This window comes from Rhizobium sophoriradicis (genome assembly GCF_025200795.1).
Taxonomy (GTDB): Bacteria; Pseudomonadota; Alphaproteobacteria; order Rhizobiales; family Rhizobiaceae; genus Rhizobium; species Rhizobium sophoriradicis.
The window spans coordinates 1,578,731-1,599,150 of the sequence record NZ_CP104152.1; the positions used below are offsets into that span (position 1 = coordinate 1,578,731).

The 20,420-nt window shown below is 59.2% G+C and carries 28 protein-coding genes, 5 tRNA genes and 1 pseudogene; 21 read left to right on the forward strand and 13 right to left on the reverse strand.

What is annotated here, in order from left to right; all coding sequences use genetic code 11:
* The first annotated feature begins 196 nt into the window (after positions 1 to 196).
* Entirely contained in the window at positions 197 to 442 is a 246-nt protein-coding gene (locus tag N2597_RS07935; protein WP_009996435.1) for a hypothetical protein, read from the forward strand.
* A gap of 80 nt (positions 443 to 522) precedes the next feature.
* On the forward strand, positions 523 to 2,325 hold the full coding sequence (gene recJ, locus N2597_RS07940; RefSeq protein WP_077993902.1) for a single-stranded-DNA-specific exonuclease RecJ: 1,803 nt from the start codon (positions 523 to 525) through the stop codon (positions 2,323 to 2,325).
* A 47-nt stretch (positions 2,326 to 2,372) separates the two neighbouring features.
* Here recJ and N2597_RS07945 read toward each other — a convergent pair.
* The 6 genes and pseudogenes from N2597_RS07945 to gloA all read right to left on the reverse strand — a co-directional run bounded on the left by N2597_RS07945 (position 2,373) and on the right by gloA (position 5,067).
* Positions 2,373 to 2,447 (reverse strand) — tRNA-Glu (locus N2597_RS07945).
* 242 nt (positions 2,448 to 2,689) lie between these two features.
* A pseudogene (locus N2597_RS07950) lies at positions 2,690 to 2,851 on the reverse strand (transposase); the annotation flags it as partial.
* Positions 2,852 to 2,961: 110 nt separating this feature from the next.
* Positions 2,962 to 3,036: transfer RNA gene (locus tag N2597_RS07955), tRNA-Glu, on the reverse strand.
* A 74-nt stretch (positions 3,037 to 3,110) separates the two neighbouring features.
* A tRNA-Glu gene (locus N2597_RS07960) sits at positions 3,111 to 3,185 on the reverse strand.
* Between the two features lie 198 nt (positions 3,186 to 3,383).
* Positions 3,384 to 4,460, reverse strand: coding sequence for a D-Ala-D-Ala carboxypeptidase family metallohydrolase (locus tag N2597_RS07965; RefSeq protein WP_077994093.1), 1,077 nt, complete (start codon positions 4,458 to 4,460; stop codon positions 3,384 to 3,386).
* A gap of 166 nt (positions 4,461 to 4,626) precedes the next feature.
* Complete coding sequence (gloA, locus tag N2597_RS07970; RefSeq protein WP_038688600.1) at positions 4,627 to 5,067, reverse strand: lactoylglutathione lyase; 441 nt, start codon at positions 5,065 to 5,067, stop codon at positions 4,627 to 4,629.
* Positions 5,068 to 5,262: 195 nt separating this feature from the next.
* Between gloA and N2597_RS07975 the strand changes: the two genes are divergently transcribed.
* Both N2597_RS07975 and N2597_RS07980 read left to right on the forward strand, forming a co-directional pair.
* The gene (locus N2597_RS07975) at positions 5,263 to 5,841 is read left to right on the forward strand and encodes a cold-shock protein (protein ID WP_004675946.1); all 579 of its coding nucleotides are present in this window, start codon (positions 5,263 to 5,265) and stop codon (positions 5,839 to 5,841) included.
* A gap of 1 nt (position 5,842) precedes the next feature.
* Positions 5,843 to 6,325 (forward strand): DUF192 domain-containing protein, encoded by a 483-nt coding sequence (locus N2597_RS07980; protein ID WP_077993901.1) that lies wholly within the window; start codon positions 5,843 to 5,845, stop codon positions 6,323 to 6,325.
* Positions 6,326 to 6,396: 71 nt separating this feature from the next.
* Here the strand turns inward: N2597_RS07980 and N2597_RS07985 are convergent.
* Positions 6,397 to 6,473, reverse strand: a tRNA-Pro gene (locus tag N2597_RS07985).
* A 584-nt stretch (positions 6,474 to 7,057) separates the two neighbouring features.
* On the opposite strand from N2597_RS07985, the gene N2597_RS07990 reads away from it, so the two are divergent.
* Complete coding sequence (locus N2597_RS07990) at positions 7,058 to 7,363, forward strand: ETC complex I subunit (RefSeq protein WP_009995432.1); 306 nt, start codon at positions 7,058 to 7,060, stop codon at positions 7,361 to 7,363.
* Between the two features lie 57 nt (positions 7,364 to 7,420).
* A tRNA-Arg gene (locus N2597_RS07995) sits at positions 7,421 to 7,497 on the forward strand.
* 150 nt (positions 7,498 to 7,647) lie between these two features.
* Here the strand turns inward: N2597_RS07995 and N2597_RS08000 are convergent.
* The gene (locus N2597_RS08000; RefSeq protein WP_183596498.1) at positions 7,648 to 7,986 is read right to left on the reverse strand and encodes a hypothetical protein; all 339 of its coding nucleotides are present in this window, start codon (positions 7,984 to 7,986) and stop codon (positions 7,648 to 7,650) included.
* A 2-nt stretch (positions 7,987 to 7,988) separates the two neighbouring features.
* The gene (locus N2597_RS08005) at positions 7,989 to 8,300 is read right to left on the reverse strand and encodes a hypothetical protein (RefSeq protein WP_183596496.1); all 312 of its coding nucleotides are present in this window, start codon (positions 8,298 to 8,300) and stop codon (positions 7,989 to 7,991) included.
* Between the two features lie 119 nt (positions 8,301 to 8,419).
* Between N2597_RS08005 and N2597_RS08010 the strand changes: the two genes are divergently transcribed.
* Both N2597_RS08010 and N2597_RS08015 read left to right on the forward strand, forming a co-directional pair.
* Positions 8,420 to 8,680 carry a helix-turn-helix domain-containing protein gene (locus N2597_RS08010; RefSeq protein ID WP_183596493.1) on the forward strand — a complete coding sequence of 87 codons (261 nt, stop codon included), beginning with the start codon at positions 8,420 to 8,422 and terminating at the stop codon, positions 8,678 to 8,680.
* Complete coding sequence (locus N2597_RS08015; RefSeq protein ID WP_183596490.1) at positions 8,680 to 9,735, forward strand: hypothetical protein; 1,056 nt, start codon at positions 8,680 to 8,682, stop codon at positions 9,733 to 9,735. The genes N2597_RS08010 and N2597_RS08015 overlap by 1 nt, the downstream gene beginning before the upstream one ends.
* 489 nt (positions 9,736 to 10,224) lie before the next feature.
* On the opposite strand, the gene N2597_RS08020 is transcribed toward N2597_RS08015, so the two are convergent.
* Entirely contained in the window at positions 10,225 to 10,440 is a 216-nt protein-coding gene (locus N2597_RS08020; RefSeq protein ID WP_183596488.1) for a hypothetical protein, read from the reverse strand.
* A 186-nt stretch (positions 10,441 to 10,626) separates the two neighbouring features.
* Here N2597_RS08020 and N2597_RS08025 point away from each other — a divergent pair, with 186 nt between their 5' ends.
* The 6 genes from N2597_RS08025 (at position 10,627) to N2597_RS08050 (ending at position 13,182) form a co-directional block, all read left to right on the forward strand.
* The gene (locus N2597_RS08025) at positions 10,627 to 10,758 is read left to right on the forward strand and encodes a DNA-binding protein (protein ID WP_341356236.1); all 132 of its coding nucleotides are present in this window, start codon (positions 10,627 to 10,629) and stop codon (positions 10,756 to 10,758) included.
* A gap of 90 nt (positions 10,759 to 10,848) precedes the next feature.
* Positions 10,849 to 11,169, forward strand: coding sequence for a winged helix domain-containing protein (locus N2597_RS08030; protein WP_183596486.1), 321 nt, complete (start codon positions 10,849 to 10,851; stop codon positions 11,167 to 11,169).
* Positions 11,170 to 11,231: 62 nt separating this feature from the next.
* Positions 11,232 to 11,507 (forward strand): hypothetical protein, encoded by a 276-nt coding sequence (locus N2597_RS08035; RefSeq protein WP_183596485.1) that lies wholly within the window; start codon positions 11,232 to 11,234, stop codon positions 11,505 to 11,507.
* The gene (locus N2597_RS08040; protein WP_183596482.1) at positions 11,504 to 11,935 is read left to right on the forward strand and encodes a hypothetical protein; all 432 of its coding nucleotides are present in this window, start codon (positions 11,504 to 11,506) and stop codon (positions 11,933 to 11,935) included. The genes N2597_RS08035 and N2597_RS08040 overlap by 4 nt, the downstream gene beginning before the upstream one ends.
* Positions 11,932 to 12,222, forward strand: a complete 291-nt coding sequence (locus N2597_RS08045) for a hypothetical protein (RefSeq protein WP_183596480.1) — start codon at positions 11,932 to 11,934, stop codon at positions 12,220 to 12,222. The genes N2597_RS08040 and N2597_RS08045 overlap by 4 nt, the downstream gene beginning before the upstream one ends.
* Before the next feature lie 279 nt (positions 12,223 to 12,501).
* The gene (locus N2597_RS08050) at positions 12,502 to 13,182 is read left to right on the forward strand and encodes a transcription termination/antitermination NusG family protein (RefSeq protein ID WP_183596478.1); all 681 of its coding nucleotides are present in this window, start codon (positions 12,502 to 12,504) and stop codon (positions 13,180 to 13,182) included.
* Between the two features lie 119 nt (positions 13,183 to 13,301).
* Here the strand turns inward: N2597_RS08050 and N2597_RS08055 are convergent, their stop codons facing one another.
* Genes N2597_RS08055 through N2597_RS08065 form a run of 3 tightly spaced genes read right to left on the reverse strand, consistent with a single transcriptional unit; the run spans position 13,302 to position 14,064 of the window.
* The gene (locus N2597_RS08055; RefSeq protein ID WP_183596477.1) at positions 13,302 to 13,562 is read right to left on the reverse strand and encodes a hypothetical protein; all 261 of its coding nucleotides are present in this window, start codon (positions 13,560 to 13,562) and stop codon (positions 13,302 to 13,304) included.
* Between the two features lie 22 nt (positions 13,563 to 13,584).
* Positions 13,585 to 13,797: a hypothetical protein gene (locus N2597_RS08060; RefSeq protein ID WP_183596476.1), complete on the reverse strand. Its 213-nt coding sequence runs from the start codon at positions 13,795 to 13,797 to the stop codon at positions 13,585 to 13,587.
* A 33-nt stretch (positions 13,798 to 13,830) separates the two neighbouring features.
* Positions 13,831 to 14,064, reverse strand: a complete 234-nt coding sequence (locus tag N2597_RS08065; RefSeq protein ID WP_003539161.1) for a hypothetical protein — start codon at positions 14,062 to 14,064, stop codon at positions 13,831 to 13,833.
* A gap of 129 nt (positions 14,065 to 14,193) precedes the next feature.
* Between N2597_RS08065 and N2597_RS08070 the strand changes: the two genes are divergently transcribed.
* The 7 genes from N2597_RS08070 to N2597_RS08100 all read left to right on the forward strand — a co-directional run bounded on the left by N2597_RS08070 (position 14,194) and on the right by N2597_RS08100 (position 20,410).
* Complete coding sequence (locus tag N2597_RS08070; RefSeq protein WP_130755763.1) at positions 14,194 to 14,508, forward strand: hypothetical protein; 315 nt, start codon at positions 14,194 to 14,196, stop codon at positions 14,506 to 14,508.
* A gap of 1 nt (position 14,509) precedes the next feature.
* Positions 14,510 to 14,746 carry a spike base protein, RCAP_Rcc01079 family gene (locus tag N2597_RS08075; protein ID WP_033182850.1) on the forward strand — a complete coding sequence of 79 codons (237 nt, stop codon included), beginning with the start codon at positions 14,510 to 14,512 and terminating at the stop codon, positions 14,744 to 14,746.
* Positions 14,747 to 14,867: 121 nt separating this feature from the next.
* Complete coding sequence (locus N2597_RS08080; protein WP_183596716.1) at positions 14,868 to 15,335, forward strand: terminase small subunit-like protein; 468 nt, start codon at positions 14,868 to 14,870, stop codon at positions 15,333 to 15,335.
* Positions 15,301 to 16,872, forward strand: a complete 1,572-nt coding sequence (locus N2597_RS08085; protein ID WP_183596475.1) for a terminase large subunit — start codon at positions 15,301 to 15,303, stop codon at positions 16,870 to 16,872. The genes N2597_RS08080 and N2597_RS08085 overlap by 35 nt, the downstream gene beginning before the upstream one ends.
* Entirely contained in the window at positions 16,872 to 18,953 is a 2,082-nt protein-coding gene (locus N2597_RS08090; RefSeq protein WP_183596474.1) for a hypothetical protein, read from the forward strand. Before N2597_RS08085 ends, N2597_RS08090 begins: the two co-directional genes overlap by 1 nt.
* Positions 18,954 to 18,971: 18 nt before the next feature.
* Positions 18,972 to 19,283, forward strand: coding sequence for a hypothetical protein (locus tag N2597_RS08095; RefSeq protein WP_183596473.1), 312 nt, complete (start codon positions 18,972 to 18,974; stop codon positions 19,281 to 19,283).
* A gap of 35 nt (positions 19,284 to 19,318) precedes the next feature.
* A complete protein-coding gene (locus N2597_RS08100; protein ID WP_183596472.1) occupies positions 19,319 to 20,410 on the forward strand; it encodes a hypothetical protein in 1,092 nt (363 codons plus the stop codon).
* Positions 20,411 to 20,420 lie beyond the last annotated feature (10 nt).

Genomic DNA, 20,420 nt, shown 5'->3' on the forward strand with positions numbered 1-20,420 from the left:
TCGGGAACACGAGCCGCCCTGTCTTCTTGAACTGACCCGCGAAAGTTGGACATCAAACTTCGGGGCAGTTCACGATGGCAGCGCGGCTATTTCTGTTGATCGTGCAACCCGTCCGTAATGAAGTCTATATTAACAAAGACGCAAATATTGATATAAATAAAACCATAGATGGTGAGTCGTCGGCGTGGAGAATTTCATGAGCAAGGACAGCCATGCCGGGAAGGGGTATGGCTGCCCGAGCGAGGCGCCGCCAAACCGTCCTGATGTGCCTGGGGCAATTCTCAAGCCGGTCCATCGCGACATTCGCGGGGAGATTGCCGATGACATTGACGACGAAGAAAACACCGAGGGCCGCAACTGGGCCATTCTGCTGACGCTCTTTTCGTTCCTGCTGGTGCAAATCGGCGGCATTGCCATGATCATCTGGGCGATCTTCTGGTAAAAATCCGTGTCTGCACGTCGATCCCTATGTTATCTCCGCTGCTCCTGTAGAAAGAACAGATGACATCAGCGGAGTTTGGCATGGCAGATCTCGTCGATCCGGTACAACGCGCGTTTCTCGGCGTGGAGAAGTCCGCGCTCGACAATCGCTGGGTTGCGCGGCTCGACCAGGCCGGCCAGAATCGGGCGCTCGCCATGTCGCAGGTTCACGGGCTGCCGGATCTGATCGCTCGCGTGCTCGCCGGACGCGGCGTCCCGGTGGACGAGGCGATCGAATTTCTCGATCCGACGATCCGCAGCCTGATGCCCGATCCCCACACGCTGACCGACTGCGAGAAGGCGGCGACCCGCCTCATGCGGGCGATCGAGCGCGGCGAGAGCGTGGCGATTTTCGGCGACTACGATGTCGACGGCGCGGCCTCATCGGCGCTGATGTTTCGCTTTCTCAGCCATTTCGGCGTCAAGACGAACATCTACATTCCCGACCGGATCTTTGAAGGCTACGGCCCCAATCCGGCAGCGATCAACCAGCTGATCGACAATGGCGCCCGGCTGATCGTCACCGTCGATTGCGGCTCCACCAGTCACGAGGCGCTTGCGGCGGCTGCGGCGCGCAATATCGATGTCGTCGTTATCGATCACCACCAGGTGACACACGAGCTGCCGCCTTGCCATGCGCTGGTCAACCCGAACCGCGAAGACGATCTCTCGGGGCAGGGGCATCTGTGCGCGGCCGGCGTCGTCTTCATGGTGCTGGTCGCGACGCTGAGGCTGCTGCGCGCGGCCGGCAACAAGGGCATCCTGGCCATCGACCTGTTGCAATGGCTGGATATCGTCGCACTTGCGACGGTCTGCGATGTCGTGCCGCTGAAGGGGCTCAACCGCGCCTATGTGGTGAAGGGGCTGGTCGCCGCCCGCCACCAGAGCAATGCCGGACTTGCCGCGCTCTTCCGCAAGGCCGGGCTCGCCGGCCCGGTGACACCCTATCATTTCGGCTTCCTGATCGGCCCGCGCATCAATGCGGGTGGGCGAATCGGCGATGCCGCACTCGGAAGCCGCCTGCTGACGCTCGACGATGCGGGCGAGGCTGAAATGATCGCCCAACGCCTCGACGAGCTCAACCGCGAGCGCCAGGCAATGGAGGCCGTGATGCTACAGGAGGCGGAAGCCGAGGCGCTGGCCGAGTACGGCGACGGCGAGGGCGCCTCCGTCATCGTCACCGCCCACGAGAAATGGCATCCCGGCATCGTCGGGCTGATCGCGGCGCGGCTGAAGGAAAAGTTCAAACGGCCGGCCTTCGCGATAGCCTTCGATCCCTCCGGCCGCGGCACCGGCTCGGGCCGCTCCATCAACGGCTTCGACATGGGCAAAATGGTGCGGGCGGCGGTCGACGAGGGGCTGCTCGTCAAGGGCGGCGGCCACGCCATGGCCGCGGGCCTGACCGTCGAGCGCGCCGATCTCGGCAGGCTCAGAACTTTCTTTACCGAAAAGGCGGCAAGGACGGTGGCGAACCTCGTCGCCAACGAGACGCTGAAGATCGACGGGGCGATCGGCGCCAGCGGCGCCACGCTCGAACTCATCGATCGCCTGGAGGCCGCCGGCCCCTACGGCTCCGGCCACGCCCAGCCGCTCTTTGCCGTGCCGGCGCACCGCGTGCGCGACGCGCGCCTAGTCGGTGAGAAACATGTGAAGGTGACGCTGGAGGCGATGGACGGGTCGCGGCTCGATGGAATCGCGTTCCGCGCCGCCGATACGGCGCTCGGCAATCTTCTCGTCAATTCACGCGGCGCCAGCCTGCATGTGGCCGGTACGCTCGGCGCCGAGCATTACCAGGGCGCCCGCCGCCTCCAGCTGCGCGTCTGCGATGCCGCGCCGGCAAAATAGAAGGCCGCACAAAAGGGCTGATGTTGAGGAATTCGCGGGGAGAAAAGTGGCACGCCCTAGGGGAGTCGAACCCCTCTTCCCAGAATGAAAATCTGGTGTCCTAACCGATAGACGAAGGGCGCTTCCTTCGTGGTGGCGCCCTTATAGTCAGCACCTTCAAAAGCCGCAAGCGCCAAGGCGCGAAAAAATCATCGTTTTCGCCGATTTTTTTGCTGCTGTGGAAAACGTGGCGAACGGTATGGCGGACCGGGAGAATTCAAGCCCGGCGGATCATTTGGGGGGCACGCCCCACCCCTTACGAGAGCTCTGCGCAACGTCGGTTGTGTGCGTCAAGTTCAGCAAAATGGGGCAGTCATGAGACTGGTCATGCGGCATTGCGGAGAGCGAGTTTCTTGTGCTCTCTGAGGTCGTCCATGTTGATGTAGCGGTTGGCCTCCATCCAGTTTTCGTGGGTTTCGACGGCTAGTGCCCGGACTAGGCGCAAGCAGCTGTCGGTGTTGGGAAAGATGCGCACGACATAGGTTCGCAACGTCTTACGAGAGCTGTCGCCGCGATGACTGCCGCAAAGCGGTCGCCTCCTCGATGATCAGATTTTCTTCGGCGCGCCTTCGTCAAAGGCAAGCTCTAGCCCAAATGTGGTACGCCCTAGGGGAGTCGAACCCCTCTTTACAGAATGAGAATCTGTCGTCCTAACCGATAGACGAAGGGCGCAGGCCGGCTTTGCTAAAATAGGAGCGCACGCCGGCTTCTGCAAGCGGATGCGTTGGCTTCAATGTGGAGGAGAATGGCACGCCCTAGGGGAGTCGAACCCCTCTTCCCAGAATGAAAATCTGGTGTCCTAACCGATAGACGAAGGGCGCTTCCTTCGTGGTGGCGCCCTTATAGTCAGCACCTTCAAAAGCCGCAAGCGGCAAATTCAATTTTTTTCAAAAAAATGACAGATATTTTCGCGGCTCAAGGATGGGACATTACCGCTGCCGAATCAACGGCTTGTATGGCTTGCCGGAAGCGCGGCAAGCCGAGATGACGTAACGTGATGCCATTCCATGCGGTCGATATCAGATCGCTTTGGCGGTCGTCATGGGCGCGCGTTTGCCGCCGCAGCCCCAGTTCCAGTCGCGGCTCTTGCCGGTGTCGAGGTGGACGGACTCCGTGTGGCAATAGGTGCCGACGCCGCCGCGATCCGGCAAGGAGCGGATATAGGCGGCGACATCCCATTTCGACACGCCGTCGATCCGGATGTCGGCGGCCTCACAGCTCTTGTGCATCGATTCGTCAGCGCCGCCGACCAGGCGGTTATGCTCTTCGTCGCGATAGCCCGAGGTGACGATGACGGGCCGGCCGAAATGGTTTTCGACCATTTTGATCACTTTCAACAGGTCGGGCTTGAAGCAGCCGACCTCGACATGATCGTTCTGGACATGCAGCCCGTTCGGGGCGACACGCGTCACACCGGGCAGGGCGGCCTTGTGCAGGAGGCCGGAAAGGCTGCCGAGCAGGTTCTGCTTCGGCGCGCTGTAGAGCGCGTTCGTCGTCGAGGCCGGAATGCCCCCTGTTGCCAGCGCGGCGGTTTGAACGGGTAGAGGCTGCGTGCCGGAGTTCTCCGAGGATTGCTGCGGCAGCACCGGCGTCGCCGGCTGTGCGGGCACGGCAGGCTGGCTGTAAACGCTGCTTCTTGTCGGTGCCACGCCCTGCGTCGGCGCATAGGCTTGCGGCTGGATGATGGTGGACGTGCTGTTATTTTGCGGCAGCGGCTGGCGATCGGAAAAGATGCTCATCGCCTGGGCGTTGATCCGTGTCGACTGCATGACCAGCCCGCCGATATTGGCAGGCGCTGCCATTGCCGGATCGGCCGGCGGAACGGCGGCATTCGGATCCGCTAGCACGCCCTGGGGCGCGGCCTGGGCGCCGGAGACATTGACAAGGCGGGGGTCGGTGTAGACTGAGCGCGGCGCAGATTTCGCCGGCGCTGTCGCGGCAAGTTGGGGCGCTGCGGCGGCCGTTGCCGGAACGACCGGAACAGCGGCGGCTGAATCGAGCGCCTTCTTGTCCGACGCGCAGCCAGACAGCGCCAGCATCGAGGTGGCGATCAGCAAAGCGCCTGTTACGGGCATCCGCATCTCATTGTTACGCAAGCAACCAGTCTCCAGTTGATGCGGAAAACGGCCGAAAATCGCCATTTTCCGCGTCGAGTCAGCTGGAGATTGCCTGCGGGGCCGGACCGCGGCAAGCACCAAGGCGCCGGCCGGACCCGAAATCGCAAAAGCCGCAAGCTTCGCAAAAGCCTTGCGGCGAAAACCCTTACCAGGCGCCGGTATTGCCCATGGACGCCCAGGGTTCGGAAGGTGGAAGCGGGCTTCCCTTCTGCAGGATTTCGATCGAGATGCCGTCGGGCGAGCGCACAAAGGCCATATTGCCGTCGCGCGGCGGCCGGTTGATCGTGATGCCGTTGTCCATCAGCTTCTGGCAGATCGCATAAATATCGTCGACTTCATAGGCGAGGTGGCCGAAATTGCGTCCTCCGCTATAATCCTCTGTATCCCAGTTGTAGGTAAGCTCGAGGCAGGGCGCTTTTTCGCTGCGCGCACGCTCAAGATCGTCGCGGGCAGCCAGGAAAACCAGGGTGAAACGGCCCTTCTCGTTTTCGTGGCGGCGAATCTCCTCCAGCCCGAACAGGGTGGTGTAAAAGGCGAGCGAAGCGTCCAGATCTTTGACGCGAACCATCGTATGAAGATAACGCATTCTATCTACTCCTTTATTGGGGCTGGCCCTTATCGGCCAGCCGTGGTCAGCTTCGGGCAAGTCATCTTTATAAAATGTGCAGCTGGGAATAACCGAAAACTAGGACTTGCGCTTATCCGTTACCAAGATGTTAATCTTGATTTCAAGAATCAGTTAACCGTAACAGTGTGACGCGTATTCGAGGGGCTGGCGACTATGGCTGATAGGATTTCATCGAACGAATACACTGATCTCGACGAGCTGTCGTCAGAGACGGTCGATCTTGTTGAAATCACCGGGGTCGTCAAGTGGTTCGACGTCGCCAAGGGCTTCGGCTTCATCGTTCCGGACAATGGCATGCAGGATGTTCTCCTGCACGTGACTTGCCTGCGCCGCGACGGTTACCAGACGATCCTCGAGGGAACGCGGATCGTTGCCCTCATCCAGCGCCGCGAGCGTGGCTACCAGGCTTTCAAGATCCTTTCAATGGATCAGTCGACCGCGGTTCATCCCTCGCAGCTGCCCCCGGTCCGCACCCATGTGCAGGTCACCGCCACCAGCGGTCTCGAGCGTGCGCTCGTCAAGTGGTTCAACCGCACCAAGGGCTTCGGCTTCCTGACGCGCGGCGAGGGCACGGAAGACATATTCGTGCATATGGAGACGCTGCGCCGTTTCGGCCTGACGGAGCTGCGCCCCGGTCAGGTGGTTCTCGTCCGCTTCGGCGATGGCGAAAAAGGCCTGATGGCCGCGGAAATTCACCCCGATATTCCGAGCCCGGCAAGCCGGTCGCACTGAGATGCGAGATCTCGTCCTTCATGCGATTAGAAGCGCCATCACGGCGCTTTTTTTCTTGGTCGCCCTGCCGGCCCTGGCTGAGGAGCCGATGCGGTTCGACAAGGAGCCGCTGCTCATCCAGACGGCCGCCGGCAAGACGCTGCATTTCACCGTCGAGGTCGCGGTGACCCCCGACCAGCGCGCCCATGGACTGATGTTCCGCAAGACGATGGGCGATGACGCCGGCATGATCTTCGATTTCGGCGAGCCGCGGCGCGTCGCCATGTGGATGGAAAACACCTTCCTGCCGCTCGACATGCTCTTTGCCGACGACACCGGCACGATCCGCCACATCAAGGAAAACGCAACGCCCTATTCGCGCGACATCATCGATTCGATGAGCCCGGTGAAATACGTCGTTGAACTCAATGCCGGCATTGTCGACAAATTCGGAATCAAGGTGGGCGACAGGATCATGAGCGCCACGACGACAAAGGTGAAATGACGGCGCGCAAGCGTGTGCGCCCGCGGGCTGCGACGCAACTATCGAAAACTCGGGAATATCGGGATATTGAATGGTCGGAGTGGAGAGATTCGAACTCCCGACCCTCTGGTCCCAAACCAGATGCGCTACCAGACTGCGCTACACTCCGTGCCGTGATTGGCAGGGGGAATACACGGTTCACTTCGCCCTCGCAACCCATAAATCCCGCTCTGCCCGGAGATTTCTCACCTGCCTGTGGACGCAATGCGGAAAATCTTCAGCGGCCCCCGATTTGTTGGTGCGATCAGCCGCCAGCATGGTTCAGCCTTCAGCCGCGGGCGAGCAGGCCGATATATTGGGCATAGCTGATGGCGACATAGAAGAACGCGGTGATGCCGGCTCCTATCACAATGGCATTGAACTCTGCCGAACGTCTCATCATGCTTGCAAATCCACTGAAGTCGATTACGCCGTAAACTAGTTCCCGGCACCGACTGCGGCAATCAGGTTGTGATCACAACATGAGACAATCGGTTACATTGCGAAATCCGTCGGATTGGCCGTGACGGCGGGCGATAGGATGGAAGATGTCTGCAGCCGCCTGATCCGCCTTTTTTCTTGAAAAGGCAGGGATTCGCGGATAAGCAAAATTCACCTCTTCGCGTTATCCCTGACGACGAAGCAAAGCCCGGCGACGGGATTGAGACCATGAAAGGCGGGCACTGTCCCCGCATATTCGGAGATGCCGCAGTCATGTCTGCCAAGATCTATCGTCCTGCTAAGACCGCCATGCAGTCCGGCAAGGCCAAGACCCATCTCTGGGTGCTCGAATTCGATCAGGAGTCGCCCCGCAAAATCGATCCGATGATGGGATATACCTCCTCCAGCGATACCCGCCAGCAGGTCAAGCTTACCTTTGAAACGCAGGCGCTCGCGGAAGCCTATGCCCAGCGCAATGGCATCGAATACCGCGTCATCGCGCCGAAAGAGCCGGCTCGCCAGGTCGTGGCCTATCCGGATAATTTCCGATATACCCGCACGCAGCCCTGGACGCATTGAGGTTTCTCGTCCACATATGCCGCATCCGGTCGCGCTTCTTGGGCGCGGCCAGCAGACGGCCCCTTAGCTCAGCTGGATAGAGCACCTGCCTTCTAAGCAGGTTGTCGCAGGTTCGATTCCTGCAGGGGTCGCCACCATTTCAATAACTTAGCCCACGGCAGTTTCGGCAATCGGCGTCAGGGTAACAACTGGGGTAACGGTGGCGGCATTTCGCCTATGAGAAAACCCCGGCCCGCCAGTGACGGCGTCCGGGGTTTTGATAGAGGGTTTCTACGAAACCGACGTCAGTATCCATCTTCCGAAAAGTTGCTGTCCACCTCGTCGCCGTTCGGTTCCGTGTCGCCCCCGTCCTCGTCATTCTCGTCTTCGATTTCCAGATCGGTCTGTTCCGAACCCACCGGCATATACCAGTGGGTTTGCGTGACATGCTCAGGGGCGCCGAGGCTGGGTTCATTGTCGTTGTCAGGTTCCAGGTTCTCGTCGCCGTCCATGAAGTCCAGAATGCCGATAAGGTCCTCGATGCAAGCTTCGATGTTTGCACGATGGTTGACTATGGCGACGATGCCGAGTTTTTCGGCATCACTCATCGAGCCAAGTATCTGCACCAACCGCGAGACGCGCATGGTCACACCTCCTGACGAACTGGAAAGGCCGGTCGTTCGTCGCCCACGACGAGAACGAACTGAACCTTGTGGTCGATAACATGGCGCCACGCCATCTCGGGATGCATTGCGGCCATTGCTTCGGTCAGGGCGTTGGCGTGAAAGCTGGCAAGTTCGGCCGGAGTTGCCTCCGCGAAGAAAGCATTCCAGTCGAAAGTCTTCATTTTGGCAGGAGTTGCGGCTGCCGGGATAATGGCGGTCACGGCTCCAAGAAGCGTTCGTCTGCTCAATTTCGGCAAGCCTTCGGCGGCTGCCAGAATCGTTGCGTTCGGCATTTTGAGATCCTTTTGTGGTTAGTACCAAGGTTGATTGGTATCTTAACCATACGCCGCTTATTTGCTTGCAGTCAACAAGAACTTGGGTATGATACCAAAATAAATAGTCTGGAACACAAATGGCAATCACAGGAAATCAAATGCGAGCGGCACGGTCTCTCGTCGGGTTAGATCAAATCGCACTTGCCGAGATGGCTGGCGTCAGTGCCAATACCATTCGAAATATGGAGGGCGCAGGAGCCGGGCGGATAAATGTCCGGACGATGACCCTCGATGCGGTCACGGATGCATTAAAGGCAGCGGGGGTCGTTTTTGTGGAAGAGGGCATGAACGACGGTGGACCCGGCGTACGGCTGACGGCGCGCAGCGAGGATAAATAATGCAGGACGAGGACAGAAAGACGTCTCCTGGGCATAGCGGATTTTTCGCTATCGACCCGAGAAGATGGACAGAAGCTTGCGCCGACGGGATGAATTCAGCGGTCTCTTATCTGATCCTGTGCCGGGGCACTGGTGGCGACAACCGGACTACCTCATGGTCGGTTATGGCGATAGAGAGATGGACCGGCATTTCGAGACCTCGCGCTCAAGCGGCAATCGATCTCCATATAAAGAAGGGAAGGGTGGAATTGGTTCGTGGGGGAAGAAACCCACAGTATCGGATCGTAGCGTTCGAGAATGAGGGCACGGACGATGACCGGAGGATATGGCTTCCTAACACCCTAATTGACGGCGCTGCTGATGAGGCGCCTGCGATCGAACTCATTCGCCAAAACGGAAATGTAAAGGCTCTCGAATTACTGGTTGATCTCTACGAACAGCACTTTCTCGCAACTGAGGGCGGGATCGAGTGGCGTCAAGGTAAAGGCATTCGCGTAGGCTACGACCGAGACAAGGTGGTTGATTGGGGAGAATTCTCTGTTTGGACATTCACAGCCAATTCGAATGAAACAGCTTGGAGAGATTTCCCACCGTTCGCGAAGTTTTCGGAATCTTCTACCTTCTGGGAAGCTTGGCATCTTCTCCGGAATCTGGGCTTGGTCACCAGCGTTGCGCATCTGGTTGAAAGTGACAGTGAAGAAGGCGAAGTGATGCACCCACTTCCATACGATACCGATGGGATGCCCCATGAGAAAGAGATAGCCGAAGCAGCGCACGACGCAGCGGTTTCGATGATGGCCGAATGGCGGCAGGAGCACCCGGACTTTTATTACGCGGATCCGCTTGTGCCGTTGCGGCGGCATTTTCAGAAAGTCGAACTCGTAGGGATATTTCGTCTACGTTACTTGCCTCACACGAGAGCGACCGCCGAATGGATGAGGAAGCAATCTGAGTGGGCTGGCATAGCTGATGACTTCCGCGAGCTTGAGGCCGTAGCTACCGGGAAATCTGTTAGAAATCAGCATCATGCAATATCAAGGGTAGATCAAGGATGATCAATGCTGATCAAGGTAGTTCAATGGGAGATCAACGCCAGTCAAGAGCCGAAGGCGAATACTATCTGACCCACAAATCAGAAGCAGAGCAGCAACGTCACGTGACGGCCGACTGACGGTAGGAGGGTGTATGATAAACGTTCAGCTATATCGACATCTAATCAGGCAAGCGATCGACGGGGAGCGTCGAGCCAGCGGCGAGGAAGCATTGGCTCTTGAAAAGGGGCGCCGCGAGGCCCTGCCTCGATCTAACGTCGTGTGGATCGATTTCCGCAGATCAACGACGGTGAATCAGGACATGCCAGGCCCGGTACGTTAGAACGAATTGTCTCCGGCAGAGCGCGCCACGCAGACCGCTCGGCGCAAGGCGATATATGAGGAACTCCACCCGGAAACAGCGCACGGCAAAGCCACGGCAAACAAAGACGAAAAGTTTGCGTCTTTCGCTTCCGAGACGGCTAGCGCCACTGGCCATTCCGAGCGCCTTGTTCAACTGAATGCGGAGCGCGGCACGAAGGTCATCGCCGAAGTCATCGACATGATCACCGGCACGAGCGCGATACCGGCACATATCCTTACAGGCTCAAGCCACTGTCCCCGAACGAAATCGACACGCAAAGCTTGAATGCTGAGCTTTTTCAGAAAACTGAGGAAAGCTCCTGCATCGGCCTTGATTGGAACATTTTGCCACCAAGCCCCTGCCATATCATGTGCATAACTGAGAACAAATGGAAAACAAAATTCCCTTATGTACCTCGGATGTATGAGATTATGCTATGATGTGATTTGTTAGCGAGTGTGGTCACATGAACGCGAGTCAAGGAATGGAGTTCTAAACGGATGGCTTATTTGACAGCGAAACAAGTGCAGGAGCGATATCAGATCTGCTCGATGTCTCTCCACCGATGGCTGAAAAATGACGAAATGAATTTTCCCCGTCCAATGGTCATCAACCGACGGAGGCTCTTCGATGAAGACGACATCGTGGAATGGGAGCGCAGGCGCGCAAAGAAGGCCGCGTGACGGTCGCAGCGATGCAGCACGGGCGCTCCAGGTCGCCAAACTCAGAAACGCCCGTGCCGCGGATCATCGATAACGAAAGGATCGCTTTCAATGACAAGGAAAAGCAAAGCACAGGTCTATGGCCGAATCCAGCTTTATGACGGCGATATGCCGATGGGGCTGCCGATTACTGTGGTCGGCCGAGAATGGTGGGCGCTTCAGCAACTGATCCAGGCCGGTGGCAAGGGTTGCACGCCGATCGACAACCCGGCTCCTCGGTGGGCACATTATGTCTGGCTCATTCGCGGCAACGGCATTGATGTCGAGACCATCCACGAAGCCCATGGCGGGCCGTTTCCCGGATCGCATGCGCGATATGTACTACGGACAAAGCTTTCGATTGTGGAAGAGGTCGGGAGCTTGGCGGCATGACATCGAGAGACCATTCGACGGTCGACGGCGCTGCAAGGTGGCTTGCGGCGGAGATCGATCACATGCCGAACGTCATCGGCATTCTGCGGCAGAAGTTTGGGCTATCTACGGTGCAAGCTGCCCAAGCCTGCACCCTGGCGAATAAGTATCGCGTCGAGGCTCACCAGTTGCGGGCAGGACCTTCCGGAGACGTCGGGGCATCACGTGACGTCACGCGTGACCGTATCGCGTTGCGTAAAATTACGGGCGTCACCAATTCCGCGGATTCCTTGGAATTCCATCGACCCGTCAGTGCCGCGGCGCCGATCGATCTTTCCGATAGAAAGGGCGCGGCATGACGCCAATCCTCAACGTTACCCTCAACGAAGACGGCCAGTTCGAAATCACCGACGCCGGCGGCAAGATGGTCGAAGGTCCTTTTGATACCAACGCCGCAGCCTGGTCTGCGCTCGATCGCATCGACCAAGATACGATGCCCGGCAAGCCCCGCAGCAATAAAATGGTTCTCTGGGGCAAGCCCGAGAAGCCAGCAAAGCGCAATCGCAAGAAGGCGTCCAGGCGCCAGGCTGCGAAGGACGAGCACCGGATGAAGGTCAATGCCGCAAAGGCGCCTGCCTGGGTGCGGTCGGTCGCTGCAGCTAAGTTCGATCCGGCCGGCGAACGCAAGTTCCGGGATTACAAGCTAGGCACGTTCGGCGCCGCCTCCGAGGTGAAGCGTATCGATCCAGCAACGTATTTGGCAGAAAAGGCAGCGAGGGGCGAATGACGATCAAAGAACGACAGGAGCGCGAAGCGCATGATCGGGAAAACCCGTGGCGCCCGATGAGCACGGCACAGCGCGGTACCGGCATAATTTGCGATCTACTTTTCGATGATATGGTTGGACACTTCGCAGCGGAGGGGCTGCAGTTTTTCCTCGATGGTGACGGCAATTGGTATCAGATCGACCCACCGAGGCGGCACTATTCCCCGACGCCGATCAACTGGCGTCCTTCCTATGTGCGCATGACGCGAGAGCGCCGCAACGTGATCAAGAAGAGGGCCGGCGTATGAGGAACGACGATAGCATCTTTCCTTGGGTGCAGCTTGACCGATCAGGGCAGGCCGTACGGAGTGGTTATGTCATCCGCATCAAAGAGCGCGGACAGTGGAAGACGTGGGGGAATACGGTCTTCCCGACGGAGGACAGCGCGAATGTGACCGCGGCGCGTTGCGTCAACCGGGACTGCGACATCATACCCGCGAAAGAAGTCGTTCACCGCATCGGCAAGCCAGGGCGAGATGTTCGCTTCGCAACGAAGATCATCGTGGATGAAACGAGGGTATAGCAGCATGTGGAAGTATCGAAGCGCCGATGCGGTTCCAGAGGCCGAGTTTTACGAAGCAAGGAGAGGCGAGGGGCGGCGATCGGCGCCGGTGGAGACATGGTTCGCAGTTAAGGCCGCTCCTGGCGCTCAGCGCTGCCCATCAATACGGGAAGGGCAGGACCGCACGGGCGACAGCGTCGTCGAACGCAACCTCCGCAACGAGGGCTTCGAAGCCTTCATGCCGAGCTACCGGATCGAGGTCCGCCATCATCGCCAAGGGCACTGGATCGAGCGACGCTTCCCGACATTCACCGGATACCTGTTCGTCAACATAGGCCCGCACGACTACCGGGCCGTTGAAGCAGTCGACGGCGTGAGCAAGATCCTGCGCTTCACGAAGCAGTACGAAAAACGACCAATGCCATTCGAGTTCCCTCAGGAGACGATCGACCGCCTGCGCTACATCGCTTGGGAGCAGGAGCAAAACTTCCTAGTTGCCCGAGCCCGCCGGCAGCGCGAGGAAGAGATCGAGCAAGAGCAACGGAGCCGTGGGAAGCCGGTAAACGCCAGCAGCCGAAGGATTCGGAGAGCGCAGTTCACCGACCTGGGCGGCGGACTGTCATCCAGTATGTCCTCGGCGTCATCTCGATCGTTCATAACTGAAACGTTGAAAACTTTGAGCAATATTGCGGCCCGGCTTGATTAATAATAACCATCTGGTAATGTTTGCGCACTGATTTGTGGATGTACAGTGCGCAAACGACGCCGGTCCACGCGGATAAGCAGCAATCCGCGCGATGGAAGAAATGCGTCTAGCTTTAGCTGCTACCGATTTGCTGCCGGCGTCAGCCCGGCTTTCCACCAATCAACAACATCCCTGGTCAGAAGCACGGTCGGTTGCCCGGTTTTTTTGATTAACACGGCGGCCAGTTTCTCCGCCGCATCAAGGTCGGCCACCTTCTCGACCCACGGATCTTGTCCGTCGACCGGTGGGCAGTAAACCAGTACGTCTTCTGAATCGCTCGGCGCGATGATGATTACTCGGCGCATCACGCTTGTGGCGTCATAGGTGAAGTAAAATCGCATTTGCTAGCGGCCCTCATTGAATTCACTCTTCCCAGAACAGTTCGCGGCGCCGCCAAACCGCCTTCAACTGCTCTTTGATGTCGTCTTCGGTGCGATGTGAGAAATGGTCAGCCAGCATGGCGGCGACGGCCGATATATTCTGGTTCCTTGGCTTAGCTCGCTCTGCTAGATCGGCCTGAGCGTTGATTTCGCGCATCAAGAGGTCATCGTCTTCCTGACTCACTTCATCCTCCATAATGTGAGTTGCCCGGATTCAACACGTCACCGCTCAATTCTTTTGAACGGCGAACACCAGCAATTGCCAAACTATCGGAGCGAGGTTCGCGTGTTGATGGTGGTTTTGTGGTGGCAAAGGATTGCCCTTGTTTGCGGCGATTTCATCTCCGCAGTTCTTGCATCGGTAAATCCCCGAGTTCGGCGGCCTAGAGCCAGGCGCCCATTCGTTGTCATAGGCAACGCTATCCTCCTGATGGAGATGCCCACCGTATTTGTAGTTCGCCATGCATTCCTCCTTTTCGGTTGCACGGCATACCACTGCGAAAACAACTAAGAGTCGAGTCCATACTTGCGGCAATCCACTGCATTTGAGTTGCTGGCAATTGTTTAATCAATCGAAATGGGAGAAATGACGATGTACGATCTGTCAAAAGCAAACATCATCGGCGCCACGGGTATCTCTGCGGGCCTCAGTTCCCCTGCAACCCGCGCTGAGCCTAGCGCAATCAATGCCGCCGGCAGCGCTCTTGAATCTGCCCGTGAACTCGCCAATCGCATCGATGATCTGGTCAACCGTCTTTGCGGTGCTGTGCCACAGGCGGTCGGGCAAGCGGTCGATCAGAAGGCCGGCCCTATCCTCAGCGGTCTTCGCCAGGATGCCGAGCGGACAGCCGAGATGATCAGCAACGCCCAAGGCCAGCTCAACCGCCTTGAGCGCGAGGTGATGTGAGATGGACCCTTCAATTGCTCCGGCTTCCCGTGCAGCAGTGGTGACGCCGAATGATACCGCCATTGTAGGCGCCCGTGCGCTCTATATCGGCACGGCCGGCGATGTGGCGATTGCTCCGCGCCGCGACATGGATCCCGTCATCTTCAAGAGCGTGCCGGCGGGAACGATACTGCCGGTGCATGCGGCAATCGTAGCGCTGACCGGGACCACGGCGTCCAACATCGTTGCGTTGTTCTGACATGGGCACTGGCAAGAACGAACCGCTGAACGAGATCCCGTCGCTGGACAGCGGCGGTAAGGTAACCGCGCCAGTCTTCGCCACCACAGAACCGCACCAGCCGATCAGAAGGCAGGAGACAATGACAGGCAGACCGAGCAAGTTCACCCCTTCCATCGCTGACATCATCTGTGAGCGAATCGCGGATGGCGAAAGCCTCCGCTCGATCTGCAGGGATGACGCGATGCCGGCGAAGTCGACTGTGCTTGCATGGCTGGCTGATGACGAGAAGTCAGCATTTCGGACCAAGTACGCGCAGGCGCGAGAGATCCAGGCTGACGGCTTCGTCGACGAGATGATCGAGATTGCCGACGACGGCACCAACGACTGGATGGAAAAGCAGTTCGGGGAAGAAACACGCTGGGTTGAAAATGGCGAGGCGCTTCGACGCTCGCAGCTCCGTATCTCTACCCGTCAGTGGATCGCGGAAAAACTGAAGCCGAAGAAGTACGGCGCCAAGGTCGAGCTCGAGCACGGCGTGACGAGTGGCGTGGCTGAGTTGCTGGAAGCAATCAATGGCAAGACCCGCGGACTTCCAAACGGCGGTTGACCAGTTCTCGGACTGGCGCTGGCGGCTGAACAACCTGTACTGGATCACCGATAAGGGCGGCCGCCGCGTCAAGTTCGAAATGAACTGGGCTCAGATGACGTTCTTCGAGCAGATGCATTATCTGAACGTGCTGCTCAAGGCTCGCCAGCTCGGCCTGACGACGTTCATTCAGATCTTCATGCTCGATGCCTGCGTCTTCAACCGGGATATCCGCGCCGGCACCATTGCTCACACGCTCGGCGACGCCCAGACCATCTTTCGCGACAAGGTGAAATATCCTTACGACAATCTGCCGCAAGGCATCCGCGATGCGGTCCCGATCCAGAGGGACAATCAGACGGAACTGCTGCTGGGGAATAACTCGAGCATCCGCGTCGGCACGTCGCTCCGATCGGGCACGCTGCAGTACCTCCATATCTCGGAATATGGCAAGCTCTGCGCGAAGTATCCGGAGAAGGCGAGGGAGGTCAGGACCGGCGCACTCAACACCGTTCAGGCCGGGCAGCTGGTGTTCATCGAAAGCACCGCCGAAGGGCAAGAGGGTCATTTCTACAATCTTTGCGAGGACGCCCAGGTGAAGCAGCGGCAAGCCTCGGCGCTGACGCCGTTGGATTTCAAGTTCCATTTCTTCCCGTGGTGGAAAGAGCCGCAATATTCCATTGATCCGGCTGGCGTGATCATCACCGACGCCTTCGCCAAATATTTTCGAGGTCTCGCAGATCAGGGGATCGACCTCACAGATGGGCAGAAAGCGTGGTACGTGAAGAAGGCTGAGACGCAGATGGGCGACATGAAGCGGGAATATCCGTCGTCGCCGGCTGAAGCCTTCGAAGCGAGCGTCGAAGGCGCCTACTACGCCGACCAGATGGCGATGGTGGACGCAGAAGAGCGGATCGGCGCTTTTCCGCATGTGGCGGGCTATCCGGTGCACACCATCTCCGACATCGGCATGGATGACACCAACAGCGTCTGGCTGTTCCAGGTGCTCCCGAGCCGCGTGCGGATGATCGGTTACTTCGAACACACCGGCACGGGTATGGATGGCATGCTGGACGAGCTGGAGCGGCGCGCAAACGAGCGTGGTTACGTCTACGGCGTCCATAACATGCCACATGACATCCGCGTCAGAGAGTGGACGCGCGGGGGCATGACACGCATCGAGATCATGCTGCAGGAGGTCAAGGCGCGAAACCTTGGCACGGTCAGGAAGGTCGAGCGCGCCTATGTCCATGATCGCATCAGCGGTACCCGGCGCATCCTGGCGAAGGTCGAGTTCGACCAGGCCGGATGCGCCGACGGCATCAAGTGCCTGAGGAACTATCGGAAAGAATGGGACGAGGATCTAGGCGTGTTCCGCGACGAGCCGCTGCACAACTGGGCCTCGCACGGCGCCGACGCTTTTGGCGGGCTGGCAATCATTTTCACCGGATTGGCGGCCGAACCATTGAAGCCTGATCCAAAGCCTCTGCCGACGTTCCAGACAATGACGTTCAACGATTTCGTCAACTCCACACCGACATATAGAGAGCACGTTTGATGGATGACGAAGCAGCGACATTGCCGGCCGGCGACCAGTACGACCTGGCTAAGGTCGGCGCGCACTGGCAGCAGGAACTTGAGCGTGCGCAGCGCTATTTCAAGTCGTGGGTCGATCGCTGCACGAAGATTGAGAAGATCTATCTGCAGCAGCAGGCGGATCAGACGAGCGCGGCCAAGCGCCGGTTCCCTATGCTGTGGGCGAACACCTCGGTTCTTCAGCCGGCCGTCTATGCCCGGGTTCCTCAGCCTGTTGTCGAGCGCCGGTTCAAGGACTCGCAGCCTGTCGCTCGCATGGCGTCCGAACTAGTCGAGCGCAATCTAGCGTTCACCGCCGATGACGCCGATCTGGATTCCGTCATGCGGGCGGTTCGGGATGACTTCCTGCTCTGCGCCCGTGGGACTGTCTGGCTCCGATATGAAGCGGACTTCGAACCGATCGACATGGGCGTTGAACCGTCGGCGGCTGACGATGGCATGGGCGATGACCCGGTCTCTCCGCTCGAGGCGATTACGGACGAGCGCGTCTGCATCGATTATGTCCATTGGTCGGACTTCCTACATTCCCCGGCGCGCCGTTGGAAGGATGTAACGTGGGTCGCCCGGCGTGTGCCGATGACCGATCAGGAGTTCGACAAGCGATTTCCGGACGGTCGAGCAAGCCTTGCTGCCAATGGCGCCGGATCGAACCACGGCACAAACCAGACCGAGCGCGCTCAGAACGAGGGGAAGACCTACGTTTGGGAGATCTGGTGCAAAACAGAAGATTACACGGTCTGGATTGCCGAAGGCGCGCCCGTTGCTCTTGAGGTGTCGGAACCGCCGCTGAAGCTGACGCGCTTCTTCCCATGCCCGCGGCCGTCCTACGGCACGTTGTCGACGGGCTCGCTCATCCCGGTACCGGATTACGTCTACTATCAGCAGCAATGCGATGAGATCGACAACCTCACCCGGCGCATCAACAAGCTGACGGACCAACTCAGGCTGAAGGTGTTCTATCCATCGGGTGACGGCTCGGTATCGCCGGCAATCGAGAAGGCCATGCGGCCGGAGAACGACACCGTTATGGTGCCGATACCGGAATGGGCGGCGTTCACCGACAAGGGTGGATCGAAAGCCATCGTCACCTTGCCGATCGACGACGTTCAAAAGGTCATTGTCGCCTGTATAGAGGCGCGTAAGCAGCTCATCGAGGACGTTTACCAGATCACCGGTATCTCGGACATCGTCCGCGGCGATACGCAGGCTTCGGAGACGGCGACGGCCCAGCGCATCAAGAGCCAATGGGGATCCATCCGCATCCGTGACCGCCAGGCGGAACTGGCGCGATTTGCTCGGGATATCGTCAATATCGCCGGCGAGATCATCTGTGACCAGTTCCAGCCTGAGACGCTGATGCTGGTCAGCGGCATTCAGCTCCCGACCGCGGCGCAGAAGCAGCAGGTCCAGATGCAGATGCAACAGCAGCAGATGATGGCGCAACAGGCCGCGGCTCGCGCGCAGCAGATGGGTCAGCCCGCACCGCCGCCGCAAACGCCTCAGTTGCCGCCTGAGATCCAGCAGATGATGCAGCAGCCGACGATTGACGAAGTGGTGCAGTTGCTTCGCAATGACAGCGTGCGCGGCTTCCGCATTGATATCGAGACGGACTCGACGATCGAGCCGGACGAGGACGCCGAAAAGCAGCGCCGCATGGAATTCGTCGAAATGATCGGCGGTTTCATGCAACAGGCCGGCGCTATTGCACAGCAGACACCGATGCTCGTCCCCGTGATGGTCGAGACATTGCTGTTCGCCGCCCGCGGCTTCCGCGCCGGCCGCCAGCTGGAGAATACTCTTGAGCAGGTAGGGGCACAGCTTTCGCAGGCAGCGACCGCGCCAAAGCCACCTCCGGAGCCCACGCCAGAGCAGATGATCAATCTGAAGACCGCCCAGGTAAAGGCCGGCGCCGAGGAGCGAAAAGCACAGCTTGGCGTCGCTCAGGCGGAAATCGAGCATCGCACGACGGTAGAGCAGGCAAGGGGCGACATGGCACAACAGGCGCTGCAGCAGTTCCAGACGCAGCCGTCGAGTTACCAGTAGAATTTTAGGGGTCAAATAATGAGAGAACGCTATTGCCGCGTCTGCGGCGGCTGGCACGCACTCGACAGATGGCCGCACAATTGCATGCCGGCGCAGACCGTGGCGCGGTCGGATCTGCCGGCGCCGCATTTCGTCAGCGACAGCATCGAGATCCAATCGATGCATGACGGAAGACACTACACCTCGAAGGCCAAGCTGCGTTCCGCCTATCGGGCGGCAGGCGTGGTCGAGATCGGCAATGAGAAGCCGCAGCCGATCGAAAAACCCAAAGCGGACCGGAAGGCGATCCGCAACGAGTTGCGGCGGGTTCACGCCGAATACAACGCCTGAACGGGCATCAATCCCCGAGATAGGAACAGTCCGACATGGAAGACCTGATTGACGAGGCCGGGAACGGCAGCGAAGACCTCGGCGCGTCTAGCGACAAGCCTGTAAGCATCCGCGACAGCCTAAGGGCGGCCATGGACAGCGCAGAGTCCAGTCCGGCGCCAAGCGGCGCTGCCGATCGCCAGCGTGACGAGCATGGGCGTTTCGCGCCGAAGGAGACGGACAAAGCCGCTCCTGCGCAACAGCAGGCCGCTGCGCCAAAGGCTACGCAGACGCCAGCCGCGGCAAACGCTACTCCAGCCGCCCAGCAGACGCCGCAGGCTCAGCCCCAGGCATCAGAGCAGCAGTCAGCCGCGAATGCCCATCGCGTCCCGCCGGGATGGTCCGCAGAGGCAAAGGCCCAGTTCGCTACTCTGCCGCCAGAAGTGCAGGCCGCTGTCGCCAAGCGCGAGCAGGAAGTCGACAACGGCTTCCGGGTTCTCCAGGACTATAAGGGTCTCGAAGAATTCACTCCGATCGTCCGCCAAGCCGGCACCACTCACGCCGACGTCATGCGCCGCGCGATTGAATGGGAGCGTTCCCTACAGCAGGACCCGGTCAATACCGTCCTTCACGTCGCCAACATGGCTGGCGTCAATCTTCGCGCCCTTGTCGCCGGTCAGCAGGATCAAGTTCTGCAGCGCCGGCCGCAACAGGCCCAGCCACAGCCTTCGCCTCAACCCGTCAACGTCGAGGCAACGGTTGAACAGGTACTTCGGAAACGAGACACTGAAACTCAGGTCAATGCCTTCATTTCCGATCCAGCAAATGTGCATGCCGAGGCAGTTCTTGACGACATGGTCGCCCTTATCAGCGCGGGACGGGCATCGTCGCTCAAGGATGCATATGACGCAGCATGCTGGATGCGTCCGGACATTCGCCAGCAGCTGATCAGCCAGGCTGCACCAGCGAACACAGTTCAGGACCAGACTTCCCAGAGGGCAGCAGCGGCAGATCAGGCCCGCCGCGCCTCTCGATCCATCTCCGGCTCTTCCGCCCCCGGTCCGACCCAGGGCGCCGGCGCCGGCCAACCAACCTCCATCCGGGACTCGCTTCGCACTGCATTGCACGCTGCGCGCGGTCAGGTTTGATCAAAGGAAA

Coding starts and splice junctions, on each gene's coding strand:
- N2597_RS08065 (WP_003539161.1), bottom strand. CDS start 14,064: ATGGCGAACTACAAATACGGTGGGCATCTCCATCAGGAGGATAGCGTT.
- N2597_RS08035 (WP_183596485.1), top strand. CDS start 11,232: ATGCCGAACGTCATCGGCATTCTGCGGCAGAAGTTTGGGCTATCTACG.
- N2597_RS08005 (WP_183596496.1), bottom strand. CDS start 8,300: ATGCCGAACGCAACGATTCTGGCAGCCGCCGAAGGCTTGCCGAAATTG.
- recJ (WP_077993902.1), top strand. CDS start 523: ATGGCAGATCTCGTCGATCCGGTACAACGCGCGTTTCTCGGCGTGGAG.
- N2597_RS08095 (WP_183596473.1), top strand. CDS start 18,972: ATGAGAGAACGCTATTGCCGCGTCTGCGGCGGCTGGCACGCACTCGAC.
- N2597_RS08070 (WP_130755763.1), top strand. CDS start 14,194: ATGTACGATCTGTCAAAAGCAAACATCATCGGCGCCACGGGTATCTCT.
- N2597_RS08060 (WP_183596476.1), bottom strand. CDS start 13,797: ATGGAGGATGAAGTGAGTCAGGAAGACGATGACCTCTTGATGCGCGAA.
- N2597_RS08085 (WP_183596475.1), top strand. CDS start 15,301: ATGGCAAGACCCGCGGACTTCCAAACGGCGGTTGACCAGTTCTCGGAC.
- N2597_RS08075 (WP_033182850.1), top strand. CDS start 14,510: ATGGACCCTTCAATTGCTCCGGCTTCCCGTGCAGCAGTGGTGACGCCG.
- N2597_RS08020 (WP_183596488.1), bottom strand. CDS start 10,440: ATGGCAGGGGCTTGGTGGCAAAATGTTCCAATCAAGGCCGATGCAGGA.
- N2597_RS07975 (WP_004675946.1), top strand. CDS start 5,263: ATGGCTGATAGGATTTCATCGAACGAATACACTGATCTCGACGAGCTG.
- N2597_RS08055 (WP_183596477.1), bottom strand. CDS start 13,562: ATGCGATTTTACTTCACCTATGACGCCACAAGCGTGATGCGCCGAGTA.
- N2597_RS08025 (WP_341356236.1), top strand. CDS start 10,627: ATGTCTCTCCACCGATGGCTGAAAAATGACGAAATGAATTTTCCCCGT.
- N2597_RS08030 (WP_183596486.1), top strand. CDS start 10,849: ATGACAAGGAAAAGCAAAGCACAGGTCTATGGCCGAATCCAGCTTTAT.
- N2597_RS08045 (WP_183596480.1), top strand. CDS start 11,932: ATGACGATCAAAGAACGACAGGAGCGCGAAGCGCATGATCGGGAAAAC.
- N2597_RS08000 (WP_183596498.1), bottom strand. CDS start 7,986: ATGCGCGTCTCGCGGTTGGTGCAGATACTTGGCTCGATGAGTGATGCC.
- N2597_RS08050 (WP_183596478.1), top strand. CDS start 12,502: ATGTGGAAGTATCGAAGCGCCGATGCGGTTCCAGAGGCCGAGTTTTAC.
- N2597_RS08010 (WP_183596493.1), top strand. CDS start 8,420: ATGGCAATCACAGGAAATCAAATGCGAGCGGCACGGTCTCTCGTCGGG.
- N2597_RS08015 (WP_183596490.1), top strand. CDS start 8,680: ATGCAGGACGAGGACAGAAAGACGTCTCCTGGGCATAGCGGATTTTTC.
- N2597_RS07980 (WP_077993901.1), top strand. CDS start 5,843: ATGCGAGATCTCGTCCTTCATGCGATTAGAAGCGCCATCACGGCGCTT.
- N2597_RS07935 (WP_009996435.1), top strand. CDS start 197: ATGAGCAAGGACAGCCATGCCGGGAAGGGGTATGGCTGCCCGAGCGAG.
- N2597_RS08090 (WP_183596474.1), top strand. CDS start 16,872: ATGGATGACGAAGCAGCGACATTGCCGGCCGGCGACCAGTACGACCTG.
- N2597_RS08080 (WP_183596716.1), top strand. CDS start 14,868: ATGACAGGCAGACCGAGCAAGTTCACCCCTTCCATCGCTGACATCATC.
- N2597_RS07990 (WP_009995432.1), top strand. CDS start 7,058: ATGTCTGCCAAGATCTATCGTCCTGCTAAGACCGCCATGCAGTCCGGC.
- N2597_RS08100 (WP_183596472.1), top strand. CDS start 19,319: ATGGAAGACCTGATTGACGAGGCCGGGAACGGCAGCGAAGACCTCGGC.
- gloA (WP_038688600.1), bottom strand. CDS start 5,067: ATGCGTTATCTTCATACGATGGTTCGCGTCAAAGATCTGGACGCTTCG.
- N2597_RS08040 (WP_183596482.1), top strand. CDS start 11,504: ATGACGCCAATCCTCAACGTTACCCTCAACGAAGACGGCCAGTTCGAA.